At 69.9% G+C, this 26,473-nt stretch carries 25 protein-coding genes; 23 read left to right on the top strand and 2 right to left on the bottom strand.

What is annotated here, in order from left to right:
• Positions 1–3: 3 nt before the first annotated feature.
• Genes odhB through zapE form a run of 3 tightly spaced genes read left to right on the top strand, consistent with a single transcriptional unit; the run spans position 4 to position 3,794 of the window.
• Positions 4–1,260 (top strand): 2-oxoglutarate dehydrogenase complex dihydrolipoyllysine-residue succinyltransferase, encoded by a 1,257-nt coding sequence (gene odhB / locus GTO19_RS20065; RefSeq protein WP_291024150.1) that lies wholly within the window; start codon positions 4–6, stop codon positions 1,258–1,260.
• Positions 1,261–1,270: 10 nt separating this feature from the next.
• A complete protein-coding gene (gene lpdA / locus GTO19_RS20060) occupies positions 1,271–2,689 on the top strand; it encodes a dihydrolipoyl dehydrogenase (RefSeq protein ID WP_291024147.1) in 1,419 nt (472 codons plus the stop codon).
• Between the two features lie 7 nt (positions 2,690–2,696).
• On the top strand, positions 2,697–3,794 hold the full coding sequence (zapE, locus tag GTO19_RS20055) for a cell division protein ZapE (RefSeq protein WP_291024144.1): 1,098 nt from the start codon (positions 2,697–2,699) through the stop codon (positions 3,792–3,794).
• Between the two features lie 9 nt (positions 3,795–3,803).
• Here zapE and GTO19_RS20050 read toward each other — a convergent pair whose 3' ends face one another.
• Positions 3,804–4,562 (bottom strand): protein phosphatase 2C domain-containing protein, encoded by a 759-nt coding sequence (locus GTO19_RS20050; RefSeq protein ID WP_291024141.1) that lies wholly within the window; start codon positions 4,560–4,562, stop codon positions 3,804–3,806.
• A gap of 74 nt (positions 4,563–4,636) precedes the next feature.
• Here GTO19_RS20050 and GTO19_RS20045 point away from each other — a divergent pair, with 74 nt between their 5' ends.
• Entirely contained in the window at positions 4,637–6,637 is a 2,001-nt protein-coding gene (locus GTO19_RS20045) for an ATP-dependent DNA helicase (RefSeq protein ID WP_291024138.1), read from the top strand.
• On the opposite strand, the gene GTO19_RS20040 is transcribed toward GTO19_RS20045, so the two are convergent.
• Complete coding sequence (locus tag GTO19_RS20040) at positions 6,597–7,412, bottom strand: outer membrane protein assembly factor BamD (RefSeq protein ID WP_291024135.1); 816 nt, start codon at positions 7,410–7,412, stop codon at positions 6,597–6,599. The genes GTO19_RS20045 and GTO19_RS20040 overlap by 41 nt on opposite strands.
• Between GTO19_RS20040 and GTO19_RS20035 the strand changes: the two genes are divergently transcribed.
• The 19 genes from GTO19_RS20035 to GTO19_RS19945 all read left to right on the top strand — a co-directional run bounded on the left by GTO19_RS20035 (position 7,411) and on the right by GTO19_RS19945 (position 26,431).
• Entirely contained in the window at positions 7,411–8,448 is a 1,038-nt protein-coding gene (locus tag GTO19_RS20035) for an RluA family pseudouridine synthase (protein ID WP_291024131.1), read from the top strand. The genes GTO19_RS20040 and GTO19_RS20035 overlap by 2 nt on opposite strands.
• 127 nt (positions 8,449–8,575) lie before the next feature.
• The gene (gene scpB, locus GTO19_RS20030; protein WP_291024128.1) at positions 8,576–9,247 is read left to right on the top strand and encodes an SMC-Scp complex subunit ScpB; all 672 of its coding nucleotides are present in this window, start codon (positions 8,576–8,578) and stop codon (positions 9,245–9,247) included.
• On the top strand, positions 9,213–10,451 hold the full coding sequence (rluB, locus tag GTO19_RS20025) for a 23S rRNA pseudouridine(2605) synthase RluB (RefSeq protein WP_291024125.1): 1,239 nt from the start codon (positions 9,213–9,215) through the stop codon (positions 10,449–10,451). Before scpB ends, rluB begins: the two co-directional genes overlap by 35 nt.
• Positions 10,452–10,530: 79 nt before the next feature.
• Positions 10,531–10,956, top strand: coding sequence for a nucleoside-diphosphate kinase (ndk, locus tag GTO19_RS20020; RefSeq protein WP_291024122.1), 426 nt, complete (start codon positions 10,531–10,533; stop codon positions 10,954–10,956).
• Between the two features lie 7 nt (positions 10,957–10,963).
• Positions 10,964–12,115 carry a 23S rRNA (adenine(2503)-C(2))-methyltransferase RlmN gene (gene rlmN, locus GTO19_RS20015; RefSeq protein WP_291024120.1) on the top strand — a complete coding sequence of 384 codons (1,152 nt, stop codon included), beginning with the start codon at positions 10,964–10,966 and terminating at the stop codon, positions 12,113–12,115.
• The gene (gene pilW / locus GTO19_RS20010; RefSeq protein ID WP_291024118.1) at positions 12,112–12,954 is read left to right on the top strand and encodes a type IV pilus biogenesis/stability protein PilW; all 843 of its coding nucleotides are present in this window, start codon (positions 12,112–12,114) and stop codon (positions 12,952–12,954) included. Before rlmN ends, pilW begins: the two co-directional genes overlap by 4 nt.
• Positions 12,947–13,867 (top strand): helix-turn-helix domain-containing protein, encoded by a 921-nt coding sequence (locus GTO19_RS20005; protein ID WP_291024116.1) that lies wholly within the window; start codon positions 12,947–12,949, stop codon positions 13,865–13,867. Before pilW ends, GTO19_RS20005 begins: the two co-directional genes overlap by 8 nt.
• A gap of 8 nt (positions 13,868–13,875) precedes the next feature.
• Positions 13,876–15,135 carry a flavodoxin-dependent (E)-4-hydroxy-3-methylbut-2-enyl-diphosphate synthase gene (gene ispG / locus GTO19_RS20000; protein WP_291024113.1) on the top strand — a complete coding sequence of 420 codons (1,260 nt, stop codon included), beginning with the start codon at positions 13,876–13,878 and terminating at the stop codon, positions 15,133–15,135.
• 16 nt (positions 15,136–15,151) lie between these two features.
• Positions 15,152–16,447 (top strand): histidine--tRNA ligase, encoded by a 1,296-nt coding sequence (hisS, locus tag GTO19_RS19995; RefSeq protein ID WP_291024111.1) that lies wholly within the window; start codon positions 15,152–15,154, stop codon positions 16,445–16,447.
• 60 nt (positions 16,448–16,507) lie between these two features.
• The gene (locus tag GTO19_RS19990; protein WP_291024110.1) at positions 16,508–17,167 is read left to right on the top strand and encodes a tetratricopeptide repeat protein; all 660 of its coding nucleotides are present in this window, start codon (positions 16,508–16,510) and stop codon (positions 17,165–17,167) included.
• Positions 17,164–18,291, top strand: a complete 1,128-nt coding sequence (gene bamB, locus GTO19_RS19985) for an outer membrane protein assembly factor BamB (RefSeq protein ID WP_291024106.1) — start codon at positions 17,164–17,166, stop codon at positions 18,289–18,291. The genes GTO19_RS19990 and bamB overlap by 4 nt, the downstream gene beginning before the upstream one ends.
• A 22-nt stretch (positions 18,292–18,313) precedes the next feature.
• The gene (gene der / locus GTO19_RS19980; RefSeq protein ID WP_291024105.1) at positions 18,314–19,654 is read left to right on the top strand and encodes a ribosome biogenesis GTPase Der; all 1,341 of its coding nucleotides are present in this window, start codon (positions 18,314–18,316) and stop codon (positions 19,652–19,654) included.
• A 23-nt stretch (positions 19,655–19,677) separates the two neighbouring features.
• A complete protein-coding gene (gene hfq, locus GTO19_RS19975) occupies positions 19,678–19,983 on the top strand; it encodes an RNA chaperone Hfq (protein ID WP_291024102.1) in 306 nt (101 codons plus the stop codon).
• 88 nt (positions 19,984–20,071) lie between these two features.
• On the top strand, positions 20,072–21,259 hold the full coding sequence (hflX, locus tag GTO19_RS19970; protein ID WP_291024100.1) for a GTPase HflX: 1,188 nt from the start codon (positions 20,072–20,074) through the stop codon (positions 21,257–21,259).
• 47 nt (positions 21,260–21,306) lie between these two features.
• Positions 21,307–22,686 carry an FtsH protease activity modulator HflK gene (hflK, locus tag GTO19_RS19965; RefSeq protein WP_291024097.1) on the top strand — a complete coding sequence of 460 codons (1,380 nt, stop codon included), beginning with the start codon at positions 21,307–21,309 and terminating at the stop codon, positions 22,684–22,686.
• 15 nt (positions 22,687–22,701) lie between these two features.
• Positions 22,702–23,595: a protease modulator HflC gene (gene hflC / locus GTO19_RS19960; RefSeq protein ID WP_291024095.1), complete on the top strand. Its 894-nt coding sequence runs from the start codon at positions 22,702–22,704 to the stop codon at positions 23,593–23,595.
• Between the two features lie 2 nt (positions 23,596–23,597).
• Positions 23,598–23,789, top strand: a complete 192-nt coding sequence (locus GTO19_RS19955) for a DUF2065 domain-containing protein (protein ID WP_291024093.1) — start codon at positions 23,598–23,600, stop codon at positions 23,787–23,789.
• Between the two features lie 74 nt (positions 23,790–23,863).
• Positions 23,864–25,030 carry an ATP phosphoribosyltransferase regulatory subunit gene (locus GTO19_RS19950; RefSeq protein ID WP_291024091.1) on the top strand — a complete coding sequence of 389 codons (1,167 nt, stop codon included), beginning with the start codon at positions 23,864–23,866 and terminating at the stop codon, positions 25,028–25,030.
• Positions 25,031–25,042: 12 nt separating this feature from the next.
• A complete protein-coding gene (locus GTO19_RS19945) occupies positions 25,043–26,431 on the top strand; it encodes an adenylosuccinate synthase (RefSeq protein ID WP_291024089.1) in 1,389 nt (462 codons plus the stop codon).
• Positions 26,432–26,473: the final 42 nt, after the last annotated feature.

Below are 26,473 nucleotides of genomic sequence, written 5' to 3'. Positions count from 1 at the left end.
AACATGGCAATCGTTGAAGTCAAAGTCCCGCAGTTGTCCGAATCGGTGGCCGAGGCCACGCTGCTGCAGTGGAAAAAGAAGGTCGGTGAGGCGGTGTCCGCCGACGAGATCCTGATCGAGATCGAGACCGACAAGGTCGTGCTGGAAACCCCGGCCCCCGCGGGTGGCGTGATCACCGAAATCCTGCAGGCCGACGGCGCCACCGTGGTCGCCGACCAGGTGATCGCGCGCATCGACACGGCCGCTGTGGCCGGTGCCGCCGCGGCGGCGCCCGCTCCCGCCGCCGCGCCCACGCCGGCCCCGGCGCCTGCCGCTGCCGCTGCTGCGGCCGCGTCCACCAGCAAGGCCGGTGTGGCCATGCCCGCCGCCGCCAAGCTGATGGCGGACAACAGCCTGGCCGCGGGTTCCGTGGCCGGCACCGGCAAGGACGGCCGCGTGACCAAGGGCGACGTGCTCGCCGCCGTGGCCGCGCCCAAGGTGGCCGCGCCCGTGGCCATTCCCACGGGCGCCCCCACCAAGGCCCTGCCGCAGGTCCAGGTGGCCGGCCCGAACCTGGGCGATCGCCCCGAAGAGCGCGTGCCCATGACGCGCCTGCGCGCCCGCATCGCCGAGCGCCTGCTGCAGTCGCAGTCCACCAACGCCATCCTCACCACCTTCAACGAGGTCAACATGGCCCCGGTGATGGAGATGCGCAAGAAGTTTCAGGAGAAGTTCGAGAAGGAGCACGGCGTCAAGCTGGGCTTCATGAGCTTCTTCGTCAAGGCCGCGGTGCATGCGCTCAAGAAGTACCCGGTGCTCAACGCCTCGGTCGACGGCAATGACATCGTCTACCACGGCTACTTCGACATCGGCATTGCCGTGGGCTCGCCGCGCGGCCTGGTGGTGCCCATCCTGCGCAACGCCGACCAGATGAGCTTCGCCGACGTCGAGAAGAAGATCGCCGAGTACGGCCAGAAGGCCAAGGACGGCAAGCTGGGCATCGAAGAGATGTCGGGCGGCACCTTCTCCATCAGCAACGGCGGTGTGTTCGGCTCCATGCTGTCCACGCCGATCATCAACCCGCCGCAGTCGGCCATCCTGGGCGTGCACGCCACCAAGGACCGCGCCGTGGTGGAGAACGGCCAGATCGTGATCCGCCCGATCAACTACCTCGCCATGTCGTACGACCACCGCATCATCGACGGCCGCGAGGCCGTGCTGGGCCTGGTCGCCATGAAGGAAGCGCTGGAAGACCCCGCGCGCCTGCTGTTCGACATCTGAGGACCACACGATGAGCCAGCAATTCGACGTCATCGTCATCGGCGGCGGCCCCGGTGGGTACATCGCCGCCATCCGCGCCGCGCAACTCGGCTTCAAGGTTGCCTGCATCGACGAGTGGAAGAACGCCAAAGGCGGGCCCGCCTTGGGCGGCACCTGCACCAACGTGGGCTGCATCCCGTCCAAGGCGCTGCTGCAGTCGTCCGAGCACTACGAGCACGCGGGCAAGCACTTCGCCGAGCACGGCATCGAGGTCAAGGGCCTGAGCCTCGACGTGGGCCAGATGCTCAAGCGCAAGGACCAGGTGGTCGAGCAGAACAACAAGGGCATCGAGTTCCTCTTCAAGAAGAACAAGGTCACCTTCTTCCACGGCCGCGGCGCATTCGTGAAAGCGGCCGAAGGCGGCTATGAGGTCAAGGCGGGCGACGAGACGCTCACCGGCAAGCAGGTCATCGTGGCCACCGGCTCCAACGCGCGTGCGCTGCCTGGCGTCCCCTTTGACGAGGAAAACATCCTCTCCAACGACGGTGCCTTGCGCGTCGGCGCCGTGCCGAAGAAGCTGGGCCTGATCGGCTCGGGCGTGATCGGCCTGGAGATGGGCTCGGTCTGGCGCCGCCTGGGTGCCGAGGTGACGGTGCTCGAAGCCCTGCCCACCTTCCTGGGTGCCGTGGACGAGCAGATCGCCAAGGAAGCGAAGAAGGCCTTCGACAAGCAGGGCCTGAAGATCGAACTGGGCGTCAAGGTCGGCGAGGTCAAGGCCTCGAAGAAGGGCGTGTCCATCGCCTACGCCAACGCCAAGGGCGAAGCGCAGACGCTGGAGGTGGACAAGCTCATCGTCTCCATCGGCCGCGTGCCCAACACCATCGGCCTCAACGCCGAGGGCGTGGGCCTGCAGCTCGACGAGCGCGGGGCCATCGTGGTGGACGGCGACTGCCGCACCAACCTGCCGGGCGTCTGGGCCATCGGCGACGTGGTGCGCGGCCCCATGCTCGCGCACAAGGCCGAGGAAGAGGGCGTGGCGGTGGCCGAGCGCATCGCGGGCCAGCACGGTCACGTGAACTTCAACACCATCCCCTGGGTGATCTACACCAGCCCCGAGATCGCCTGGGTGGGTGAGACCGAACAGCAGCTGAAGGCCCGCGGTGCCGCCTACAAGGCCGGCACCTTCCCCTTCATGGCCAACGGCCGCGCGCGCGCGCTGGGTGACACGACCGGCATGGTCAAGTTCCTGGCCGACGCCGCGACGGACGAGATCCTGGGCGTGCACATCGTGGGGCCCATGGCCAGCGAGCTGATCTCGGAGGCCGTGGTGGCGATGGAGTTCAAGGCCAGCGCCGAGGACATCGCGCGCATCTGCCACGCGCACCCTTCGCTGTCCGAGGCGACGAAGGAAGCCGCGCTGGCCGTCGACAAGCGCACGCTGAACTTCTGACACCGCCTTGAGCGTTCGCAGTGCCTACGAGGCCGCGCTCAAGGAGCGCGGCTACACGCCCGACCCGGCCCAACTGCGGGCCGTGGACGCGCTGGAGCGCTGCGCGAACGAGTGGGCGCACTACAAGAGCAAGCGCTCCAACGCACTGAAGAAGCTCATCAACCGGCCCGACATCCCGCGCGGTGTCTACATGTTCGGCGGGGTGGGGCGCGGCAAGAGCTTCCTCATGGAGTGCTTCTTCCAGGCCGTGCCGCTCAAGCGCAAGACGCGCCTGCACTTCCACGAGTTCATGCGTGAGGTGCACCGCGAACTGCGCGACCTGCAGGGCACGCAGAACCCGCTGGACGTGCTGGGCGAGCGCATCGCCAAGCGCTACAAGCTGATCTGCTTCGACGAGTTCCACGTGGCCGACGTGACGGACGCGATGATCCTGCACCGCCTGCTGGACTCGCTGTTCCGCAACGGCGTGGGCTTCGTCACCACCTCCAACTTCCATCCCGATCAGCTCTACCCCGACGGCCTGCACCGCGACCGCATCCTGCCCGCGATCGGCTTGCTGAAGGAGCGGCTGGAGGTGGTGAACGTGGACAACGGCACCGACTACCGCCAGCGCACGCTGACGCACATCGCGCTGTACCACACGCCGCTGGGGCCGGAGGCCGAGGCCGCGATGGAGGCCACCTTCAACCAGCTCGCGGAAGCGGGTGATCTGAACCCGGTGATGGGCATCGAGTCGCGCCAGATCCAGGCGGTGCGGCGCGCGGGTGGCGTGATCTGGTTCGACTTCCGCACGCTGTGCGGCGGGCCGCGCTCGCAAAACGACTACCTGGAGATCGCGAGCGAGTTCCACACGGTCCTGCTGTCCAACGTGCCGCAGATGTCGGTGCGCATGGCCTCGGAGGCGCGGCGCTTCACCTGGCTGGTGGACGTGCTCTACGACCGCTGCTGCAAGCTGGTGATGTCGGCTGCGGTGCCGCCGGAGGAGCTGTACCTCGAAGGCCCGCTGTCGCACGAGTTTCCGCGCACGGTGTCGCGGTTGACGGAAATGCAGTCGCAGGAGTACCTGGCGCTGCCGCACCGCGTGGTGGACACGGCGCTGACCTGAGCCCGGCGCTCAGATCAGCGGATCAAGCTTCACCACCACCAGCGAGAGGTTGTCCCCGGTGCCCCGCGCCCGCGTGCGCGCCTTCTGGATCAGGAACTCGCAGGCCTCGCGCGGCGAGAGCATGGCGATGGTGCTGGCCAGTTCTTCGGGCGAGAAGTAATGCCAGATGCCGTCGCTGCAGGCCATGAGCGCGTCGCCGGCGTTGAGCTTGGGGACGGCGTGCAGGTCGATCGGCGGGTCGTTCTCGGTGCCCAGACAGCCCATCAGGATGTTGGCGTGCGGGTGGTCCAGGGCTTCCTGTTCGGTGAGCTCGCCCTGGTTCACCAGGGTCTGCACGTAGGAGTGGTCGGTGGTGCGGTGAAGCAGCTTGCCCTGGCGGAAGTGGTAGACGCGTGAATCGCCCGCGTGCACCCAGTGGCTTTCGCCGTTGGGCAGCAGCAGGAAGGCCGCGACGGTGCTGTGCGGCTCCTGCTCGGCCGACACCGCGGTCAGCTTGATGACCATGTGCGACTCGTTGACGATCTGCTTGAGCAGGGCGCGCGGGTCGTCGGTCTCGGGGTCGAAGCGGTTGAAGAGCTGGCGCGCCGTGAGCATCACCTGGTCGGACGCCTTGCGTCCGCCGCTTCGCCCGCCCATGCCGTCGGCCAGCACGGCCAACAGGCAGTTGGGGATGCGCACGTGCTGCATCAGCTCGACCTGGTCCTGCTGGTAGTCGCGGTCACCCTTGTGGATGCCGGTCGATGCCAGGATGCGATAGCCTTTGCTCATATGGATTCGAACGGTTGGAGCGGCGGGGGCGCGGTGGACGCAATGGTATCCATTTATCCCCGGGTGGCCGGCGCATGAGCGGGCTCGTCGCCCGCGTGGCGCAGGCGCTCGCGGGCGACGGCGCGCTGGCCCGCGCCTGGCCCGAGTGGCGCGTCCGCGACGCCCAGGCCGCGATGGCGCAGGCCGTGGCCCAGACCGTGGAAGAGGGAGGCGCGCTGCTGGTGGAGGCGCCGCCCGGCAGCGGCAAGACCGTGGCTTACCTCTTGCCCTGGCTGCTGTCGGGCCGCCGCGCAGTCGTCTCCACCAGCACCCACGTGCTGCAGCGCCAGCTGGCCGAGCGCGATTTGCCGCGCCTGGCCAGTGCGACGGGTCTGGCGGTGCGGGTGGCGGTGCTCAAGGGTCGGGGGCGCTACGTGTGCCTGGCCCGCCTGCAGGCCGCGGTGGACGGGGGCCCGCGCATGGGCGCGCCGGCCGAACACGCCTGGCTGCGCGAGCTGCTGCTCTGGGCCGAGCGCGGCGGCGACGGCGATCTGGACCAGGTGGCCGGCGTGGACGCGATCGCCGGCCTGCACGGCCGCGTCACGTCCACCAGCGAGAACTGCACACGCCAGGCCTGCGCCCGCTGGGCCGACTGCCACGTGGAGCGCGCGCGCCGCGCGGCGCAGGCGGCCGACGTGGTGGTGATCAACCACCACGTGTGGCTGGCTGAACTGCAGAGGCAGACGCGCGGGTGGCCCCGTCTGCTGCCCGAGGTGGACGTGGTGGTGTTCGACGAGGCGCACGCCCTGCACGGCCTGCGCGCGCGGCTTGACGCCGAGGTGATCGAGCACGCCCGACTGCAGCGTCTGTGGGCGGACCTTGCCGCCCTGGCCGACGGGCCGCTGCGCGGCCTGCAGGCCTGGCGGCTGCTGGCGCACGATGGGCAGGCGGCCACGCGCGGCCTGGCCCAGGCCCTGGGGGCCGCGGTGCCGCGCGAAGGCCGCCAGGCTTGGCCGTTGAACGATCGCCAGGCGCCGTGGCGCCTGGCCACGGCGGTCGCTGCCGCGCAGGCCGCGCTGCGAGCCAGTGCGGACGCCGATCCGCGCCTGGGGCGGCTGTTGGAGCGAACCCGGGGGGCGGCAGCGGTGTTGCACACGCTCTTGAGCACCGGCGAGCCGTCGGCGGTCTGGCTGGACTGGCAATCACATGAAGACTGGGCCTGCCTGCGCCCTGCGGCGGCGAGCGATGTGCAGGCTGCGCACGCGCTGGCCACGGGCGCGCCACTGGGGGCCCGCAGCGTGGTGCACGCCTCGGCCACGCTGGGGCAGGATGAGGCCCTGCAGTGGCACCGGGAAGCCTTGGCTGTCGACCCCGCCTGGCGACCGCGCACGCTGCGCCTGCGCTCGCCCGACGAAGACCCCGGCGCCGCCGCGCTGTACGTGCCCGATGACCTCCCCGAGCCCGCCGAGGCCACGCACTCGCAGGCCTTGGCCGAACGGATCGTGCCGTGGATCGAGCGATTGGGCGGGCGCTGCCTGGTGCTGGCGACCACGCGCCGCGCGGCGCAGCGCCTGGCGCAGGCCCTGCAGGCGCGGGGCCGGCCAGGCTGGCGGGTGCTGCTGGTGGGCGACAAGCCCACGCACGCGGCGCTGCAGGCCCTGCGGGGTGCAGGCCCCGGCGCGCCCACGGTCGTGGTGGCCAGCGGCGCCTTGTGGCAAGGCATCGACGTGCCGGGTGAGGCCCTGCAACTGCTGGTGATCGACAAGCTGCCCTTCGCCCCGCCCGACGACCCCTGGCTGCAGCGGCGCCTTGAGCGCGCCCGCGCGATCGGGGCCGATCCGTTCACCTCGGTGCAACTGGCCGATGCCGCCATGGCACTGCGGCAAGGCGCCGGGCGCCTGATCCGCCGCGCGGGCGATCGGGGACTGATCGTGATCGGTGACGTGCGCCTGCGCCGGCGCGCTTACGGCGCTGCCCTGTTGGCTTCGCTGCCTGCCTGCCGCTGGCTGGACAGCGAGGGAGAGGTTCAGGCCTGGCTCGATGAGCTGGGTGCGCTCACCAGACCTTCCACCACGGATCGCCCGACTTCTTCTTGACGCCGCTGGTGAGGTACTCGCTGTCCGGGTAACTCGCGCGCATCACGCGCTCGGCGTCGTCGCGCAGCTGGGGCATGCCCAGGGCGTCGTACGAGCGGATGATGAGGAACAGGGCCTCTTCGAGCGCGGGCGCATCGACATAGTCAGTCAGGGCGGACTGGGCGCGGTTGATGGCGGCCACATAGGCGCCGCGGGTGTAGTAGTACCGCGCCACGTGCACTTCGTACTGCGCGAGCGAGTTCACCACGTAGCGCATGCGCGCCACCGCGTCGGGGGTGTAGCGCGACTCGGGGAAGCGCGTGCTGAGCTCGCGGAAGGCCTCGAAGGACTCCTTGGCCGCCTTCTGATCGCGCTCGGACAGGTCTTGCCGCGCGAGCGCGCCGAAGAGGCCGAGGTTGTCGTTGAAGTTGACCAGACCCTTGAGGTACAGCGCGTAGTCGAGCGCGGGGCTGGCCGGGTGCAGGCGCATGAAGCGGTCCAGCGTGGCCAGGGCCTGCGCGGGCTGGTCGCCACGGTACTGGGTGTAGGCCTTGTCGAGCTGGGCCTGTTGCGCCAGCGGCGTGCCGGCGGCCCGGCCTTCGAGCTTTTCGAACAACGTGACGGCGCGTTCGAAGTTGCCGGCGTCCCGCTCATCCACGGCCTCGGTGTACAGGCGGTTCGGGCTCCAGCCGATGGTCTCGTCGACCGGCGTCGTGCTGCAGGCCTGCAGGAGCACCGCCAGGGCGATGGCGGCCAGGGACGGGGCCGATAATCCGCGGCTCAACTTCAAGGGCATGGCGCTGGAACAGGACTCATTGAACGAAGCGGACAGTATATCGGCCGGGGGGGTGTCGCCAGAGGGCGAGACCTGGGACGAACAGGCCGAGCAGCGCCGCCACGAGGTGCCCGCGGAGTTGCACGGCTGGCGGCTGGACCGCGCGCTCGCCACGCTGGTGCCCGAGTTCTCGCGTTCCTACCTGCAGCAACTGCTGGCCGAGGGGGAGGTGCTCTGGCGCGACAAGCCCTGCACCAAGGCCTCGACGAAGGTGTCGGTGGGCGACGCCGTGCAGCTCACGCTGCGCCCCACGCCGCAGGCCCGCGCCTTCGTGGCCGAGCCCATGGCGCTGGACGTGGTGTTCGAGGACGAGCACCTGCTGGTGATCGACAAGCCCGCCGGCCTGGTGGTGCATCCGGCCGCCGGGCACTGGGGCGGGACCCTGCTCAACGGCCTGCTGGCGCACCACGAAGGCGCCGCCGCGCTGCCGCGAGCGGGCATCGTGCACCGGCTCGACAAGGACACCTCGGGGCTGATGCTGGTGGCCAAGTCGCGCCAGGCCATGCAGGCGCTGGTCAAGGCCATCGCGGCGCGCGAGGTGGGGCGCCAGTACCTGGCCATCGCGCACGGCGCCTGGCGCCAGCCAGGCCTGCGCAGCGTGCACGAACCCATCGGCCGCGACACGCGCAACCGCCTGCGCATGGCGGTGGTGGCAGAGGGCTTGGGCAAGCCCGCCCACAGCGATTTCCTGTCCCTCGACGCCACCGCAGAAGCCATGCTGGTGGCGTGCAAGCTGCACACCGGCCGCACACACCAGATCCGCGTGCACATGGCCTGGCTGGGGCACCCCCTGGTGGGCGACGCGCTCTACGGGGGGCGCCCGCTGTGGGGCCTGCAGCGCCAGGCGCTGCACGCGGTTTCCCTGCGTCTGTCACACCCCGTTTCCGGCGCGCCGCTGGCCTTCTGGCGCGACCCGCCCGCGGACCTGGCCTCGGCCTTGGCGGCCGGGGGGCTCCGGTACAATCCGCCCCCTGCCGGCCAGGGGCTGATCGACTGATCCGTCCGCGCAGGCGAGCCTTCCCCGCGGCCTGTGCCGCGACCTGCGGCCAGGTGCTTTCCCCCCGGGCCAGCGCCCACCCAGAGCCCATTTTTCGCGGCCCCGGCGCCGAGCGACCAAGACCACCATGAACACCACGGATGCCAAGCGTGTCCTTGAGACGGCCCTGATCTGCGCCGCGCAGCCCATGACGGTGCGCGAACTCTCGGTGCTGTTCGACGGCGAACTTGCGGCCGACACCCTCAAGTCCCTGCTGGCCGAGCTCCAGCTCGAATGGACCGGCCGTGGTGTGGAGCTGGTGTCCGTGGCCACCGGCTGGCGCTTTCAGAGCCGGCCCGAGATGCGCCACTACCTCGACCGCCTGCACCCCGAGAAGCCGCCGCGCTACTCACGCGCCACGCTGGAGACGCTGGCCATCATCGCCTACCGCCAGCCCGTGACGCGCGGCGACATGGAAGACATCCGTGGCGTCACCATCAACTCGATGATCCTCAAGCAGCTCGAGGACCGCGGCTGGGTCGAGGTGATCGGCCACCGCGAAACGGTGGGCCGCCCGGCGCTGTTTGCCACTACGCGGCAGTTCCTGGACGACCTCGGCCTGAGCTCGCTCGACCAGTTGCCCCCGCTGGAGGCCAGCGAGGTGCAGGAATCGTCGCTGGGCTCGCTCGATTTCGAGAGCCTGGCGGCGGCGCAGTTGCCGGTGCCGACCGAGGAGGGCGCTGGCGCGCCCGCCACCGACGAACCCGCCCCTGAGGACGACACCGATGAGCCCGGCCATCCCACGCAAACCCCGGCCTGATCGGCCCCGCACCGACAAGACGCGCACCGACAAGACGCGCACCGACAGGCCCAGCCCGCCGCGGGCCCGGCGCGCGCCCGGCGCCGACGCCCTGAGCTTCGACGAAGTCGTCAGCGGCGCCTTCGACGAGGCCCAGTCGCAAGCGCCGGAGGCGGTCGCCGAGCCGGCCAGGCGCGTGCTCGCGCCCGAAGCCGAATCGCCCAAGCTGCACAAGGTGCTGGCCCAGGCCGGCCTGGGCTCGCGCGTCGAGATGGAGCAGCTCATCGTGCAGGGCCGCCTGTCGGTCAACGGCGAGCCCGCGCACGTGGGTCAGCGCATCCAGCACGGCGACCAGATCCGCCTGGACGGCAAGCCGCTGCGTCTGCGCCTGGAGCCGCCCGCGCCGCGCGTGCTGGCGTACCACAAGCCCGCGGGCGAGGTCGTCACGCACGACGACCCGCAGAACCGGCCCACCGTGTTCCGCCGCCTGCCGCGCCTGCACCAGGGCAAATGGCAGTCGGTGGGCCGGCTCGACCTCAACACCGAAGGCCTGCTGCTCTTCACCAACGCCGGTGAGCTGGCCAACCGCCTCATGCACCCCAGCTTCGGCCTGCAGCGCGAGTACGCGGTGCGCGTGCTGGGCGCCATCTCCAACGAGGAGCGCCAGCGCCTGCTCGACGGCGTGCAACTGGAGGACGGCCCGGCGCAGTTCCAGTCCATCGAGGACGGGGGCGGCGAGGGCGCCAATTGCTGGTACCGCGTGACCATTGGCGAAGGCCGCAACCGCGAGGTGCGCCGCCTGTTCGAGGCCGTGGGCCACGCCGTGAGCCGGCTCATCCGCATCCGCTACGGTGCGGTGGTGCTGCCGCGCGGCCTGCCGCGCGGGGCCTGGATCGAGCTCGGCGAGCGCGACGTGCAACGCCTGGCGCAGGCGGCGGGCGTGCGCACGCCCCGCGCACGCGCGCCTCGGGAGGACGCCGCGGCCCCGGCCACGGCGCGCCGCCGCCACGGGCCGGGCCCCAAATCGCCCCCGCCCAAGGCGTCAGTGCCGCGTCGCCGGGACGATGTCTCGCCCATGCGCGGACGAGCCTCTGGCGGACAGCCCGATCCAATGAAAACCAGCCAGGGCTACATCGGTCATGACGCCGTGCAGCGCCAGCGCCGCGAGGGGGGCAAAGGCCCCGCCAAACCCCCGCGTCCTCAGGGTCGTCGCCCCAGGGGCTGACACTTCCGCCATGTAGAATGGCGGGCTTTGCGGACCACGGGTCCGCTGCCCCGATCGCTCTCAAAACTTCAGGAAACCCATGGCCATCGAACGCACCCTCTCGATCATCAAACCCGACGCCGTCGCCAAGAACGTGATCGGCCAGATCTACGCCCGTTTCGAGGCCGCCGGCCTGAAGGTCGTGGCCGCCCGCATGGCCCACCTCTCGCGCCGCGAGGCCGAGCAGTTCTACGCCGTGCACAGTGCGCGCCCCTTCTTCAAGGACCTGGTCGACTTCATGATCAGCGGCCCGGTGATGATCCAGGTGCTCGAAGGCGAAGGCGCCATCCTCAAGAACCGCGACCTGATGGGCGCCACCGACCCCAAGAAGGCCGCCGCCGGCACCATCCGCGCCGACTTCGCCGACAGCATCGACGCCAACGCGGTGCACGGCTCCGACGCGCCCGAGACGGCCGCCGTGGAAGTGGCTTTCTTCTTCCCCGGCATGAACGTCTACTCGCGTTGATCATGTCATGACGGTCAACCTGCTCGACTTCGATCTCGAGGGGCTGGCCGCCTTCTGCGAAGGGCTGGGCGAAAAGCGCTTCCGCGCCGTTCAGCTCTTTCGCTGGATCCACCAGCGCGGTGCATCCGACTTCTCCCAGATGACCGATCTCGCGCGCAGCCTGCGCGAGAAGCTGCCCGGCGTGGCGCGCATCGAAGGCCTGAAGGTGTTGTCGCGCCAGGACTCGGCCGACGGCACCATCAAGTGGCTGTTCGACGTCGGTGACGGCAACGCCGTCGAGACCGTGTTCATCCCCGAAGACGACCGCGGCACGCTCTGCGTGTCCTCGCAGGCGGGCTGCGCCGTGGGCTGCCGCTTCTGCTCCACCGGGCACCAGGGCTTCTCCCGCAACCTGACCACCGGCGAGATCCTGGCGCAGCTCTGGTACGCCGAGTTCTTCCTGCGCGTGTTTCTCAAGCGCCCCGGGGAACGCGTGATCACCAACGTGGTCATGATGGGCATGGGTGAGCCGCTGCAGAATTACCACGCGCTGGTGCCCGCGCTGAAGGTCATGCTCGACGACCACGCCTACGGCCTGTCGCGCCGGCGCGTGACCGTCTCCACCTCGGGCGTGGTGCCCATGATGGACCGCCTCGCGCAGGACTGTCCGGTGGCGCTGGCCGTGTCGCTGCACGCGCCCACCGATCCGCTGCGCGACGAGCTCGTGCCCTTGAACCGCAAGTACCCCATCGCCGAGCTGCTCGACGCCTGCCTGCGCTACCTGCCGGCCGCGCCGCGCGACTTCATCACCTTCGAGTACTGCATGCTCGATGGCGTGAACGACCAGCCCGAGCACGCGCAGGCACTGCTCAAGCTGCTGCGCGAGCACGGCGGGCGCGGCGTGCCCGCCAAGCTCAACCTCATTCCCTTCAACCCCTTTCCCGATTCCGGCCTGCGCTGCTCGCCGCGCGCGGTGGTGCAGCGCTTCGGCCAGCTGCTCAACGAGGGCGGCATCGTCACGACCATCCGCAAGACGCGCGGCGACGACATCGACGCCGCCTGCGGCCAGTTGGCTGGCGACGTGCTCGACCGCACGGATGCCGCGCGCCGCATGGCGCGGCGCCGCGAATCCGTGCACCCCATCCGTTTGATGACCCCGACGAAGGAAAGGCAGGCATGACCCACGCAGCGAACCGTCCGATCCCCACCCGAAACCCGAAGGCGCTGTGGCTCTTGGCCATGGCCCTGGCGTTGGTGTGGCTGGCCGGTTGCGCGTCGCAGGGCCCGCGTGTGTCCGCATCGCCCACGCCGGGCGTGGAGCCCATCACCGCGTCGGACGAGCCGCCGGCGGTGCGCCGCGCGCGCATCCGCTACGAACTCGCCGCCAGCTACTACGAGCAAGGCCAGACCACCGTCGCGCTGGACGAGATCAAGCTCTCGCTGGCGGCCGACCCGAACTACGGCCCGGCCTACATCCTGCGCGGCCTGGTCTACATGCGCCTGAATGACGCGGCACTGGCCGAAGAGAGTTTCCGCCGCGCGCTGCAGATCAATTCGCGCGACGCGCAGGCGCAGCACGCCTATGGCCTGTTCCTGTGCGAGCAGGGCCGCTACGCGCCGGCCGACGACATGTTCAACCAGGCCCTGGCCAACCCCACCTACGGCGGTCGCTCGCGCACCTGGCTCGTGCAGGGCGTGTGCCAGATCCGCGCCGGCAAGCTGCAGGATGCGGAAGCCACGCTGTCGCGTGCCTACGAGTTCGACGCCAGCAACCCGATCGCCGCCTACAACCTGGCCAGCCTCAAGCACCGCCGGGGCGACCACCAGGGCGCGCAATTCATCATCCGCCGCGTCAACAACTCCGAACTGGCCAACGCCGAGACCCTGTGGCTGGGCATCAAGGTGGAGCGCCAGTTGAACAACGACGTGGCCGCCGCGCAGCTGGCCCAGCAACTGGGGCGGCGTTTCCCGCAGTCCACCCAGTGGGCGGCCTATCAGCGAGGGGCATTCAATGAGTGAGTTCGAGGATCAGACCCTCGAATCGCCGGCGGCGGTGAGCCGTCCGGTGTTGTTGCGCCAGGCGCGCGAGGCCGCGGGCCTGCACATCGCCGCCCTGGCGGCGGCGCTGAAGGTGCCAGTGCGCAAGCTCGAGGCCCTCGAAGCGGGCGAGTACGACGAGTTGCCCGACCTCACGTTCGCGCGCGCCCTGGCCTCCAGTGCCTGCCGCCAGCTCAAGATCGACCCGGCGCCGGTGCTGGAGCAGATTCCGCAGAACCCCACGCCCGCGCTGCGCGGCAGTGAGAGCGCGATCAACGCGCCCTTCAAGCCCGCGAGCGAGGCGCCGGCGGCCAGTCCCCTGACCTGGCTGTCGAAACCCGCGCTGCTGGGCACCATTGCCTTGCTGCTGGCGGCCCTGGTCGTGATGTTCCTCCCCGACATGGAGCCCGCGGGTACGGCCGACGAGGCCACGCAGAACACCGCCCGGGAAGCCGCGCCGGCCGCGCCGGCTGCAGCACCCGGCCTGCCGATCTTCCAGCCCGCGGACACCGCCCCCGCCGCGACCCCCGGCGCACCGGCGGAGGGGGAAACCACCGCGCCGGCCGAAGAGGGCGCCGCGCCCACCGAGGCACCGGCGTCTCCCACCGTCGGGGCTGCGGCCGCGCCCCAGACGCCCGCGGCGGCCCCGGCCGCCAGCGCGACGGTGCTGCAGATCGAAGCCAGCGAAGAGTCCTGGGCCGAGGTCACGAACGGCACTGGCAACGTGGTGCTTCAGCGCCTTCTGCAGCCGGGTGAGCGTGTCGAGTTTTCCGCCGCGCCGCCCTACGCGGTGGTCCTGGGCAAGGCCAGCGTCGTGAAGGTCAATGTGCGCGGCCGCGCCTTCGACGCCAAGGCGATCGCGCGCAACGACGTGGCCCGCTTCGAGGCCAGATGAGTTCCGTCATGTCGCATGCCCCCATTCCCCTGCCTCAGGCCGCGCCGCGCCGCACGCGCCAAGGCGTGGTGCGCTGGGGCGACCACGGCGTGAGCATCGGCGGCGACGCGCCGGTTCGCGTGCAGTCGATGACCAACACCGACACCGCCGACGCCATCGCCACCGCCATCCAGGTGAAGGAACTGGCCCAGGCCGGCTCCGAACTCGTGCGCATCACCGTCAACAACGACGAGGCCGCCAGGGCCGTGCCGCACATTCGCGAGCAGTTGGACCGCATGGGCATCGTGGTGCCGCTGATCGGCGACTTCCACTACAACGGCCACCGCCTGCTGACCGACTACCCGGCCTGCGCCGAGGCCTTGGCCAAGTACCGCATCAACCCCGGCAACGTGGGCCGCGGGGAGAAGGGCGACCGGCAGTTTGCTCAGATGGTGGAGATCGCCGCGCGCCACGGCAAGCACATCCGCATCGGCGTCAACTGGGGCAGCCTCGACCAGGACCTGCTCGCGCGCCTGATGGATGAGAACCACGCGCGCGCCCAACCCTGGGACGCGAAGCAGGTGATGTACGAGGCGCTGATCACCTCCGCCATCGACTCGGCGAAGAAGGCCGAGGAGATCGGCCTGCCGGGCGAGAACATCGTGCTGTCGTGCAAGGTGAGCGCGGTGCAGGACCTCATCGCCGTCTACCAGGCGCTCGCGCAGCGTTGCGACTACCCCCTGCACCTCGGTCTCACCGAAGCCGGCATGGGCACCAAGGGCGCGGTCGCTTCTACAGCCGCGCTGTCGGTGCTGCTGCAGCAAGGCATCGGCGACACCATCCGCATCTCGCTCACGCCGCAGCCCGGCGAAGCGCGCACGCAGGAGGTGCTGGTGGGCCTGGAGATCCTGCAGGCCCTGGGGCTGCGCAGCTTCGTGCCCAGCGTCACCGCCTGCCCCGGCTGCGGCCGCACCACCAGCACCACCTTCCAGGAACTGGCCAAGCAGATCGACGACTACCTGCGCGCGTCCATGCCCGTCTGGCGCGAGCGCTACCCCGGTGTCGAGGGCATGAAGGTGGCGGTCATGGGCTGCATCGTCAACGGCCCGGGCGAGAGCAAGCACGCCGACATCGGCATCAGCCTGCCCGGCACCGGCGAGGCGCCGGCCGCGCCCGTGTTCATCGACGGCCAGAAGGCCGTCACGCTGCGCGGCCCGGAAATCGCACGCGAGTTCCAGACCATCGTCGAAAACTACATCGAGAAGCGGTTCGGCGGCGTGCACGCCTGAACGAACCCGGAATTCCATGGCAGAGAAACTGGTTGCCGTCAAAGGCATGAACGACATCGCCCCTCCGCAGTCGGCGCACTGGGAGTGGCTGGAAGACCAGCTGCGCGCGCTCATGGCGCGCTACGGCTACCGCAACCTGCGCACCCCCATCGTGGAGCCCACGGCCCTGTTCGTGCGCGGCCTGGGCGAGGTGACCGACATCGTCGAGAAGGAGATGTACTCCTTCGAAGACAAGCTCAACGGCGAGCAGCTCACCCTGCGACCCGAGAACACCGCGGGCGTGGTGCGCGCCGCGCTCGAGAGCAACATGCTCTACGAAGGCCCCAAGCGCCTGTACTACATGGGCCCGATGTTCCGCCACGAGCGCCCGCAGCGCGGCCGCTACCGCCAGTTCCACCAGGTCGGCGCCGAGGCCCTGGGTTTCGCCGGCCCCGACGTGGACGTGGAGCTGATCGTGCTGGCCAGCGACCTCTGGGCCACCCTGGGCCTCACCGGCATCGAACTCGAGATCAACAGCCTGGGCCAGCCGGCCGAGCGCCTGGCGCACCGGCAGGCCCTCATCGCCCACTTCGAGTCGCACGCCAGCCTGCTCGACGAGGACGCGAAGCGCCGCCTGCACAGCAACCCACTGCGCATCCTGGACACCAAGAACCCCGCCATGCAGGACATGGTCAACGCGGCGCCGCAGCTCATCGACCACCTGGGGCCCGAGTCGCTCGCGCACTTCGACCGCGTGAAGGCCCTGCTCGACGCCCACGGCATTGCCTACCGCGTCAATCCGCGCCTGGTGCGCGGCATGGATTACTACAACCTCACCGTGTTCGAGTTCGTCACCACGCAGCTCGGCTCTCAGGGCACGGTGTGCGCCGGTGGCCGCTACGACGGCCTGTTCGAACAGATCGGTGGCAAGCCCACGCCGGCCGTGGGCTGGGCGCTGGGCATGGAACGCATCCTCGAGCTGCTCAAGGAGCAGGGCCGACTGCCCGAGCCGCCCACGCCCGACGCCTACGCCGTGGTGCCCGACGCGGCTTCCCTGTCGCAGGTGATGCCGCTGCTGCGCGCCCTGCGCCAGGCCGGTGCCCGTGTGCAGATGCACGCCGCCGGTGCCGAGGGCATGGGCAGCATGAAGTCGCAATTCAAGAAGGCCGACGCCAGCGGCGCGCGCTTCGCGCTCATCTTCGGCGCCGACGAACTCGCCCAGGGACAGGTGGCGCTCAAGCCCTTGCGCGGCGATCGCGACGCCGCCACCGCGCAATGGGTGCTGCCTCTGGCCGATCCGGCCGCCATCGCGGCCCGACTGCGCGCCGACTGAGCGCCGACTGAGCGCGCCCGCCTACCTACAATCCAGCACTTTCGCGTCCGTCCAGCACCCATGGCCAAACACCTCGACCTCGAAGAGCAGGAACAGCTCGACCAGCTCAAACACTTCTGGGCCAAGTACGGCAACCTCATCAGCTGGGTGCTGATCGTGGTCTTCGGCTCCTTCGCCGCGTACAACGGCTGGAACTGGTGGCAGCGCAACCAGTCGGCCAAGGCGGCGGTGCTCTACGAGGAAGTCGACCGCGCCGTGCAGGCCAAGGACCTGGACCGCGTGGACCGCGTGCTCTCCGACATGCGCGCCGATTTCGGCGGCACCACCTTCTCGGCCCAGGCCGGCCTGCTGGCGGGCAAGGCGCTGTTCGATGGCGGGCGGCTCGACAAGGCCCGCGAGGCGCTGCAGGCGGTGCTGTCCGACAGCAGGGACGAAGGCCTGCAGGCCGTTGCGCGCCTGCGCCTGGCCTCGGTGGAGTTGCAGGCCGAGAAGCCCGACGCGGCCCTGCAGGTGCTGCAGGCCAAGGTGCCCGCGTCCTTCGAGCCGCTGATGGCCGACCGCCGGGGCGATGTGCTGCTGGCTCAGGGCAAGTCGGACGAGGCCAAGGCCCAGTACGAGGCCGCCTGGAAAGCGCTGGAGGCCGGCAACGAGCTGCGCCGCCTGGTGGCCGTGAAGCTGGCCTCGCTGGGCGTGGACGTGGACGGGGGGGCCAAGCCATGAAGCGCCAACGCCTGATCGCCGCCGGCCTGTGCCTCGCGGCCGCGCTCACCCTCGCGGCCTGCTCCTCGGGCCCCAAGAAACCGCAGCCAGCCGATCTGGGCCCGGCGGCCCAGTTGATGGGCGTGCGCCAGATCTGGACCGCCAGCGTGGGCGAGGGCGGGTCGGGCTTCGTGCCGGTGCACGCCGGTGGCCGCGTCTATGCAGCGGGCGCCTCGGGCGTGGTGGCAGCGATCAACGCCAGCACCGGCGCCGACGTCTGGCGCCTGGACCTGCGCACGCGCCTGTCCACGGGCGTCGGCAGCGACGGCCAGACCGCCGCCGTCATCACCGCCGAGAACGTGCTCGTGGCCATCGCCGACGGCGAATCCCGCTGGCGCGTGCGCTTGCCGGCGCGTTCCTTCACGCCGCCGCTGGTGGCTGGCGGCCGGGTCTTCGTGCTCACGGCCGACCGCACCGTGGTGGCCTACGACGCCGCCAACGGCGCGCGCCTCTGGGGCCAGACCCGCACGGGCGACCCGCTCACGCTCAACCAGCCGGCCGCGCTGGCGGCGGTGGGCGACACGCTGGTGGCTGGCGTGTCCGGCCGCCTGGTCGGCCTCAACCCCGACAACGGCACGGTGCGCTGGGAGTCCCTGGTGGCCACCTCGCGCGGCACGAACGAGGTCGAGCGCCTCGTGGACGTCGTGGCGCCCGTCGGCCGCATCGGCACCAACATCTGCGTGCGCGCCTATTCCGCCGCCGTGGGTTGCCTCGACGGCGTGCGCGGCTCGGTCATCTGGACCAAACCCGCCCAGGGCGTGGTGGGCGTGCACGGCGACGATCGCCTGGTGTTCGGCAGCGAAAGCAACGGCACCCTGCTCGCCTGGCGGCGCGACAGCGGCGAGCAGGCCTGGAGCTCCGAACGCCTCAAGCACCGCCAGTTGAGTGCGCCCCTGGCTCTGGGCCGCGTGATCGCCGTGGGCGACGGCACCGGCCTGGTGCACGTTCTGTCGCGCGAGGACGGCAGCGAAATGGCCCGTCTGTCCACCGACGGTTCGGCCATCGTCTCCCAACCGCTGCTGGCCGGCGACGCACTGGTCGTCATGACCGCGCGCGGCGCGCTGTACGCCTGGCGCCCCGAATAAGAGAAGGCTTGCGGCCCTGCCCATGAAACCCGTCGTCGCCCTCGTGGGCCGCCCCAATGTGGGCAAGTCCACGCTGTTCAACCGCCTCACGGGCACCCGCGACGCCATCGTGGCCGACCTGGCGGGCCTCACGCGCGACCGCCACTACGGCAACGGGCGCCTGGGCAAGCAGGAATACATCGTCATCGACACCGGCGGCTTCGAACCCGACGCGGGCGAGGGCAGCATCTACCGCGAGATGGCCCAGCAGACGCGCCAGGCCGTGGCCGAGAGCGACGTGGTGCTGTTCGTGGTCGACGCGCGTGCCGGCCTGAGCGCGCAGGACCACGACATCGCCACCTACCTGCGCCGCTTGGGCAAGCCCTGCGTGCTGGTGGCCAACAAGGCCGAGGGCATGACCCAGGGCGCGCAGTTCCTCGAGTTTTTCGAGCTGGGCCTGGGCGAGGTATTGCCTGTCTCCGGCGCGCATGGGCAGGGCGTGCGCTCGATGATCGAAGCCGCGCTGGAGCGCCTGCCCGGCCTGGTCGAGCCCGACGAGGACGAGGAGCAGGCCGCGCCCGACACCATCCGCCTCACGGTGGCCGGCCGCCCCAACGTGGGCAAGTCCACCCTGATCAACGCCTGGCTCGGCGAGGAGCGCCTGGTCGCCTTCGACATGCCGGGCACCACGCGCGACGCCATTCGTGTGCCCTTCGAACGCAACGGACAGCGCTTCGAATTGGTGGACACCGCCGGCCTGCGCCGCAAGGGCCGCGTGTTCGAAGCGATCGAGAAGTTCTCGGTCATCAAGACCCTGCAGGCCATCGAAAGCGCCCATGTGGTGCTGCTGCTGCTCGATGCCACGCAGGGCGTGACCGACCAGGACGCCCACATCGCGGGCTACATCCTGGAGAGCGGGCGGGCCGTGGTGGTGGCCATCAACAAATGGGACGCGGTGGACAGCTACCAGCGCGAGCAGATCGAACGCCAGATCGAAACCCGGCTGGCCTTTTTGAAGTTCGCCGCGCTGCACCGCATCTCGGCGCGCAAGCGCCAAGGGCTCGCTCCCCTCTGGGCATCCATCGCCCAGGCGCACGCCTCGGCCATGCGCAAGATGTCCACCCCGGTGCTGACCCGTCTGCTGCAAGAGGCGGTGGCCTTCCAGGCGCCCTCGCGCGGCGGGCAGGCGCGGCCCAAGATGCGCTACGCCCACCAGGGCGGCATGAACCCGCCCGTCATCGTGATCCACGGCAACTCGCTCGACCGCGTGCCCGACGCCTACCGGCGATTCCTCGAAGGGCGCTTCCGCAAGGCATTCGATCTCGTCGGCACCCCGCTGCGGATCGAATTCAAGACGTCCAGCAACCCGTTCAAAGCCGAATAAATGGCCTGGTGAGGCCACGGGACGTGGCCGTGTGGTATGTTTCCACCCTCCAAAACCAGCCGAACACGGAGCATATCGTGAGCAACAACAAAGGCCAGCTCTTGCAAGACCCGTTCCTGAACCAACTGCGCCGGGAACACGTCCCCGTTTCGATCTACCTGGTCAACGGCATCAAGCTGCAGGGTCAGATCGAGTCCTTCGACCAGTATGTCGTCCTGCTGCGCAACACCGTGACGCAAATGGTCTACAAGCACGCCATCTCGACCATCGTTCCCGGTCGTCCCGTGCAGTTCTCGGTCAACAACCCCGACGATCCCAACGCCGCCTGAGTCCGCCACTGCGAGACACGCGCAGCCCGAGCCGCCAGGCACGCCCTGACGGCCGGGCGGGCAACGCAGGGCGCGTTGCCCCACCGATTTGACAGCACCCACCCCCTCTCTCCCGAACGCCACGCCACCGGTCATCCTGGTGGGGGTCGACTTCGGGTATCCCCATTTCGATGCCGATCTGCAGGAGCTGGGCCAGTTGGCCGAAACGGCCGGCTACCGCGTGGCCGACCGGGTCACCTGCAAGCGCCGCGCGCCCGATCCGGCCCTGTTCGTGGGTTCCGGCAAGGCCGACGAGATCAAGATGCTGGTGCAATCCACCGGCGCTGCCGAGGTGCTGTTCGACCAGGCGCTGAGCCCGGCTCAGCAGCGCAACCTCGAGCGCCACCTGGGCTGTCCGGTCAACGACCGCACCCTGCTGATCCTGGAGATCTTCGCGCAGCGCGCGCGCAGCCACGAAGGCAAGCTGCAGGTCGAGCTGGCGCGGCTGCAGTACCTGTCCACGCGGCTGGTGCGGCGCTGGTCGCACCTGGAGCGCCAGAGCGGCGGCATCGGCATGCGCGGCGGCCCCGGCGAGACGCAGATCGAACTCGACCGCCGCATGATCAACGAGGCCATCAAGCGCACCAAGGAGCGGCTCGAGAAGGTCAAGAAGCAGCGCGCCACGCAGCGCCGCCAGCGCCAGCGGCGCGATGCCTTCACCATCTCGCTGGTGGGCTACACCAACGCGGGCAAGAGCTCGCTCTTCAACGCCCTGGTGAAGGCGCGTACCTACGCCGCCGACCAGCTATTCGCCACCCTGGACACCACCACGCGCCAGCTCTACCTGGGCGAGGCGGGGCGCTCGGTGTCCTTGTCCGACACGGTCGGCTTCATCCGCGAGCTCCCCCACGGCCTGGTGGACGCCTTCGCCGCCACGCTGCAGGAAGCGGCCGACGCCGACCTGTTGTTGCATGTGGTGGACGCCGCCAACCCCGACCACCCCGAGCAGATCGCCGCTGTGCAGCGCGTGCTCGGCGAGATCGGTGCGGCCGAGGTGCCGCAGTTGCTGGTGTTCAACAAGATCGACGCCATGGACCCGGCGAACCGCCCCCGGCGGGCGCTGGATGCCATGGAACTCGATGGCCAGAGCGTGCCGCGGGTGTTCGTGAGCGCGCTCTCGGGCGACGGCCTGCCCGAACTGCGGGCCTGGCTGGCGGGCGAGGTGGCGCGCCGGCAGGCTCCGTTGGCAGAACAAGACCCCTTGCAGACCGCCGAAGCCGCGGACCCGTTGCCCTGATTGGGCACAATGTGAACTCCGAGTCGATAACAGGAACAACACCGAGCATGGATGTGAACCTTGGGACCCCGCACGCCGGGCGCAATTCCGCGCCGGCCCGCTCGCGTGACTGGCGCCGCTGGCTGGGCGTCTTCAACCTCAACGACCCACGCTGGGGCCGCGACGACGGCGACCAGAACGGCCGTGGCGAGGACGATCCGCGTTCTCCGCAGCGCCCCCCGCGGGGCCAGGGCCCCAACCAGGGGCCGCCCGATCTGGACGAACTCTGGCGCGACTTCAACCGCAAACTCGGCGGCCTGCTGGGCAACCGCCGGCCCAATGGGCAGGGCGGCTCCAATGGCGGTGGCAACGGTGGTGGCGGTGGCCGGCCGGGCTTCAATCCCAACCCCAAGGCCGCCGGGTTCGGAGCGGGGCTGATCATCGGCATCGCGGTGCTGATCTGGCTGGGCACCGGCTTCTTCATCGTGCAGGAAGGCCAGCAGGCCGTCATCACGCAGTTCGGCCGATACCACAGCACCGTGGGCGCGGGCTTCAACTGGCGCCTGCCGTACCCCGTGCAGCGCCATGAGACCGTGTTCGTGACGCAGCTGCGTTCGGTCGACGTGGGCCGCGACAACATCGTGCCGGCCACCGGGCTGCGCGAATCGTCCATGCTCACCGAGGACGAGAACATCGTCGACATCAAGTTCGTGGTGCAGTACCGCCTGAGCGACGCGCGCGCCTTCCTGTTCGAAAGCCGCGACCCCGACCTCGCCGTGCTCAAGGCCGCGGAAACCGCGGTGCGCGAGGTGGTGGGCAAGATGAAAATGGACGCCGTGCTCGCAGAGGAACGCGACCAGATCGCCCCGCGCGTGCGCACGCTCATGCAGACCATCCTCGACCGCTACAACGTGGGCATCGACGTGGTGGCCGTGAACCTGCAGCAGGGCGGGGTGCGCCCGCCCGAGCAGGTGCAGGCGGCGTTCGACGACGTGCTGCGAGCAGGCCAGGAGCGCGAGCGCGCCAAGAACGAGGCCGAGGCCTACGCCAACGACGTGGTGCCGCGCGCCCGAGGCACGGCCTCGCGCCTGAAGGAAGAAGCCGAAGGCTACAAAGCCCGCATTTCCGCTCAGGCGCAGGGTGACGCCCAGCGCTTCAAGTCGGTGCTGGCCGAGTACCAGAAGGCGCCGCAGGTCACACGCGATCGCCTCTACACCGAGACGATGCAGCAGATCTACGGCAACGTGACCAAGGTGCTCGTGGACACCCAGAATGGCGGCTCCAACCTGCTGTACCTGCCGCTCGACCGCCTGATGCAGGCCGCGGGGTCCGGCAGCAGTGCCCCGGGCGCGCCCATCACCACCACCCCGCCGAGCAGCTCTGCACCCACGACGAGCCCGATCGAGCGCACGGATCCCGCCCGTTCGCGCGAGCGCGAAAGCCGCTGAAGCCGGGAGACCCAAATGAACAAACTTGGCTTCATCATCACCTCCCTCATCGTGTTGCTGGCCGTGGCCAGCTCCATGCTGTTCGTGGTCGACCAGCGCCAGTTCGGCGTGGTCTACCAACTCGGCCAGATCAAGCAGGTCGTCACCGAACCCGGCCTGAACTTCAAACTGCCGCCGCCGTTCCAGAACGTCACCTACATCGACAAGCGCCTGCTCACGCTCGAAAGCCAGGACAGCGAACCGACGCTCACTGCCGAGAAGCAGCGCGTGGTGATCGACTGGTACGTGCGCTGGCGCATCAGCGATCCCCAGGCCTACATCCGCAACGTCGGCGTGAACGAACGCGCCGGTGCGCTGCAGCTCAACCGCGTGGTGCGCAACGCCTTCCAGCAGGAGGTGAACAAGCGCACGCTGCGCGAGCTGCTCTCCGAGCGCCGCGAGGAGCTCATGCGCGAGGTGCAGCGTGGCGTGGTGGCGGCCGTGCAAGGCGCCAACCAGCCCTGGGGCATGGAGGTGGTGGACGTGCGCATCAACCGCGTCGACTACGCCGAATCCATCGTGACCTCGGTCTACCAGCGCATGGAGGCCGAGCGCAAGCGCGTGGCCAATGAGCTGCGCTCCACCGGTTTCGCCGAGGGCGAGGCGATCCGCGCCGACGCGGACCGCCAGCGCGAGGTCATCGTCGCCGAGGCCTACCGCGACGCCCAGCGCATCAAGGGCGAGGGCGATGCCGCGGCCGCCGCGTCGTACGCCGAGGCCTTTGGGCGCGACCCGAGCTTCGCCCAGTTCTACCGCAGCCTGGAGGCCTACAAGGCCAGCTTCACCAGCCGCAACGACGTGATGGTGGTCGACCCCTCGACCGACTTCTTCCGCGCCCTGCGCAGCCCGAGCGCCGCGACGCAGCGTTGAACATGGACAGTGGCGACGCCTGGTGGTTGGCGCTGGGCCTCGTGCTGGTGTTCGAGGGCCTGCTGCCGCTGCTGTCTCCCAGCGGCTGGCGCCGCGTCTTCACGCAGATGCTCTCGCTGCGTGACGGGCAGATCCGCTTCTTCGGACTGATCAGCGTGGCGGTGGGCACCCTCATCGCGATGCTGTTCGGTTGAGGGCGGGCGCCTCCTTTCCGGGGCGCCCGGATGCCCCCGGTAGAATCCCGCTTTTAACAGCGCCTGAAAACGCCATGTCCGCCTGGGTCCTCCCGGATCACATTGCCGATGTCCTGCCTTCAGAGGCCCGGCACATCGAGGAACTCCGCCGCAGCCTGCTGGACACCGCTCGCAGCCATGGCTATGAGCTGGTGATGCCGCCGTTGCTCGAGCACATCGAGTCGCTGCTGACCGGCACCGGCGAATCGCTCGATCTCCACACCTTCAAGCTCGTCGACCAGCTCAGCGGCCGCACGCTGGGCCTGCGCGCCGACAGCACGCCACAGGTTGCGCGCATCGACGCGCACCTGCTCAACCGCCAGGGCGTGGCCCGCCTGTGCTACTGCGGCCCGGTGGTGCACACGCGCAGCGAGCGCCCCAGTGCCAGCCGCGAGCCGCTGCAATTCGGCGCCGAGATCTACGGCCATGCCGGCCTGGAGGCGGACCTCGAGGCGCTCGAACTGGCGCAGGCCTGCCTGCGCAGCGCCGGCCTGCGCGAGCTCCAGGTCGATCTGGCCGACGTGCGCATCATCGATGCCGTGCTCGACCCGCTGGGCCTGCCCGCGGCCACGGTGGCGCGGCTGCACGCGGCCCTCACGGCCAAGGACGTGGCCGAACTGCGCCTGTTGTCGCGCTCGCTGCCTGTTGCCGCGCAACGCGATCTGGCCGCGCTCGCCACGCTGTTCGGCGACGCCTCGGTGCTCGCCGAGGCCCGTCGCGTGCTCACGCCTTCGCCGGCGCTGCACGCCGCGCTCGACGAGTTGAAGTGGCTCGCCGATCACGTGCAGGGCATGTCGGTGTCCTTCGATCTCTCCGACCTGCGGGGCTACGCCTACTACACGGGCGTGCGTTTCGCCGTGTTCGCACGCGACGCGCGCGGCCCCGCCGCCGACATCGCGCGCGGCGGCCGCTACGACGAGGTGGGGGCCGTGTTCGGACGCAAGCGCCCGGCCGTGGGTTTCAGCCTCGACCTGAGGGAGCTCGTGGCCTGCGTGGCGCCGCGGCCTCTGGTGGCGGCCATCCGGGCCCCCTGGGGCATGGACGCCAGCCTGCGCCAGGCGATCGCCGCCTTGCGCACCCAGGGCCACACGGTGGTCTGCGTGCTGCCAGGGCACGAACACGAAGTCGATGAATTCCTCTGTGACCGCGAGCTGGTGTCCGACACCAGCCGCCCGGGCGGCTGGACCGTCCGGCCTCTTTGACTGGAAAGCGAAATGAGCAACAAGGGCAGCGCCGCAACCCCCGGGCGCAACGTGGTGGTGGTCGGCACCCAATGGGGTGACGAAGGCAAGGGCAAGCTGGTTGACTGGCTCACCGAGACCGCGCAGGGCGTGGTGCGCTTCCAGGGTGGCCACAACGCGGGCCACACGCTGGTCATCAACGGCGTGAAGACCGCGCTGCACCTCATCCCCAGCGGCATCATGCGCGCGGGCGTCAAGTGCTACATCGGCAACGGCGTGGTGCTCTCCGTGGGCAAGCTGTTCGAAGAGATCGCGGGTCTGGAGAAAGCCGGCGTCGAGGTGCGCTCGCGCCTGCGCGTGAGCGAGGCCTGCCCGCTCATCCTGCCGTTTCACGCCGCCGTGGACATCGCGCGCGAGGCCGCCAAGGCAAAGGCGGGTACCGAGAAGATCGGCACCACCGGCCGCGGCATCGGCCCGGCCTATGAAGACAAGGTCGCGCGCCGCGCACTGCGTGTGCAGGACCTGAAGTACCCCGAGCGCTTCGCCACCAAGCTGCGCGAACTGCTCGATCTGCACAACCACGTGCTCACCACCTGGCTGCATTCGGCCGACATGGCCTGGGACGACAAGATCGCGCCCTACATGAAGGACGGCGCGATCCAGTTCGAGCCCGTGTACGCCGAGGCCATGGCCCAGGCCGAGCAGCTCAAGCCCATGATCGCCGATGTGTCGCGCGAACTGAACGAGGCGCACCAGGCCGGCACCAACCTGCTGTTCGAGGGCGCGCAGGGCACGCTGCTCGACATCGACCACGGCACCTACCCCTTCGTCACTTCCAGCAACTGCGTGGCCGGCAACGCCGCCGCCGGCGCGGGCGTGGGTCCGCAACTGCTGCATTACGTGCTGGGCATCACCAAGGCCTACTGCACCCGCGTGGGCGGCGGACCGTTCCCCACCGAGCTCGACTGGGAGAAGGAAGGCACGCCCGGCTGGCACATGGCCACCGTGGGCGCCGAAAAAGGCGTCACCACCGGCCGCTCGCGCCGCTGCGGCTGGTTCGACGCCGCGCTGCTCAAGCGCTCGGCCCAGGTCAACGGGCTGTCGGGCCTGTGCATCACCAAGCTCGACGTGCTCGACGGCCTGACCGAACTGCAGCTCTGCACCGGCTACGAGCTCGATGGCGAGCGCATCGACATCCTTCCCATGGGCGCCGACGAGATCGCGCGCTGCAAGCCCATCTACGAGACCATCCCCGGCTGGACGGATTCCTCCGTGGGCGTCACCCGCTTCGAGGACCTGCCCGCGAACGCGCGCCACTACCTCCAGCGCATTCAGGAAACCACGGGCGTGCCGATTCACGTGGTGTCCACCAGTCCCGACCGCGACCACACCATCCTGTTGCAGCACCCGTTCCAGGGCTGAACCCGGGAAAGCCCGGGTAGGGCGCCCGACCCCGCCACGACA

The sequence above is a fragment of the Hydrogenophaga sp. genome, from assembly GCF_011772445.1.
Taxonomy (GTDB): domain Bacteria; phylum Pseudomonadota; class Gammaproteobacteria; order Burkholderiales; family Burkholderiaceae_C; genus Hydrogenophaga.
This window is presented reverse-complemented; position numbering and strand designations above follow the sequence as displayed.

Bases quoted from the DNA above. Each gene is read 5' to 3' on its own strand.
- odhB (WP_291024150.1), top strand. From the start codon at position 4: ATGGCAATCGTTGAAGTCAAAGTCCCGCAGTTGTCCGAATCGGTGGCC.
- lpdA (WP_291024147.1), top strand. From the start codon at position 1,271: ATGAGCCAGCAATTCGACGTCATCGTCATCGGCGGCGGCCCCGGTGGG.
- GTO19_RS20050 (WP_291024141.1), bottom strand. From the start codon at position 4,562: ATGAGCAAAGGCTATCGCATCCTGGCATCGACCGGCATCCACAAGGGT.
- GTO19_RS20045 (WP_291024138.1), top strand. From the start codon at position 4,637: ATGAGCGGGCTCGTCGCCCGCGTGGCGCAGGCGCTCGCGGGCGACGGC.
- GTO19_RS20035 (WP_291024131.1), top strand. From the start codon at position 7,411: ATGGCGCTGGAACAGGACTCATTGAACGAAGCGGACAGTATATCGGCC.
- GTO19_RS20040 (WP_291024135.1), bottom strand. From the start codon at position 7,412: ATGCCCTTGAAGTTGAGCCGCGGATTATCGGCCCCGTCCCTGGCCGCC.
- scpB (WP_291024128.1), top strand. From the start codon at position 8,576: ATGAACACCACGGATGCCAAGCGTGTCCTTGAGACGGCCCTGATCTGC.
- rluB (WP_291024125.1), top strand. From the start codon at position 9,213: ATGAGCCCGGCCATCCCACGCAAACCCCGGCCTGATCGGCCCCGCACC.
- ndk (WP_291024122.1), top strand. From the start codon at position 10,531: ATGGCCATCGAACGCACCCTCTCGATCATCAAACCCGACGCCGTCGCC.
- rlmN (WP_291024120.1), top strand. From the start codon at position 10,964: ATGACGGTCAACCTGCTCGACTTCGATCTCGAGGGGCTGGCCGCCTTC.
- pilW (WP_291024118.1), top strand. From the start codon at position 12,112: ATGACCCACGCAGCGAACCGTCCGATCCCCACCCGAAACCCGAAGGCG.
- GTO19_RS20005 (WP_291024116.1), top strand. From the start codon at position 12,947: ATGAGTGAGTTCGAGGATCAGACCCTCGAATCGCCGGCGGCGGTGAGC.
- ispG (WP_291024113.1), top strand. From the start codon at position 13,876: ATGTCGCATGCCCCCATTCCCCTGCCTCAGGCCGCGCCGCGCCGCACG.
- hisS (WP_291024111.1), top strand. From the start codon at position 15,152: ATGGCAGAGAAACTGGTTGCCGTCAAAGGCATGAACGACATCGCCCCT.
- GTO19_RS19990 (WP_291024110.1), top strand. From the start codon at position 16,508: ATGGCCAAACACCTCGACCTCGAAGAGCAGGAACAGCTCGACCAGCTC.
- bamB (WP_291024106.1), top strand. From the start codon at position 17,164: ATGAAGCGCCAACGCCTGATCGCCGCCGGCCTGTGCCTCGCGGCCGCG.
- der (WP_291024105.1), top strand. From the start codon at position 18,314: ATGAAACCCGTCGTCGCCCTCGTGGGCCGCCCCAATGTGGGCAAGTCC.
- hflK (WP_291024097.1), top strand. From the start codon at position 21,307: ATGGATGTGAACCTTGGGACCCCGCACGCCGGGCGCAATTCCGCGCCG.
- hflC (WP_291024095.1), top strand. From the start codon at position 22,702: ATGAACAAACTTGGCTTCATCATCACCTCCCTCATCGTGTTGCTGGCC.
- GTO19_RS19955 (WP_291024093.1), top strand. From the start codon at position 23,598: ATGGACAGTGGCGACGCCTGGTGGTTGGCGCTGGGCCTCGTGCTGGTG.
- GTO19_RS19950 (WP_291024091.1), top strand. From the start codon at position 23,864: ATGTCCGCCTGGGTCCTCCCGGATCACATTGCCGATGTCCTGCCTTCA.
- GTO19_RS19945 (WP_291024089.1), top strand. From the start codon at position 25,043: ATGAGCAACAAGGGCAGCGCCGCAACCCCCGGGCGCAACGTGGTGGTG.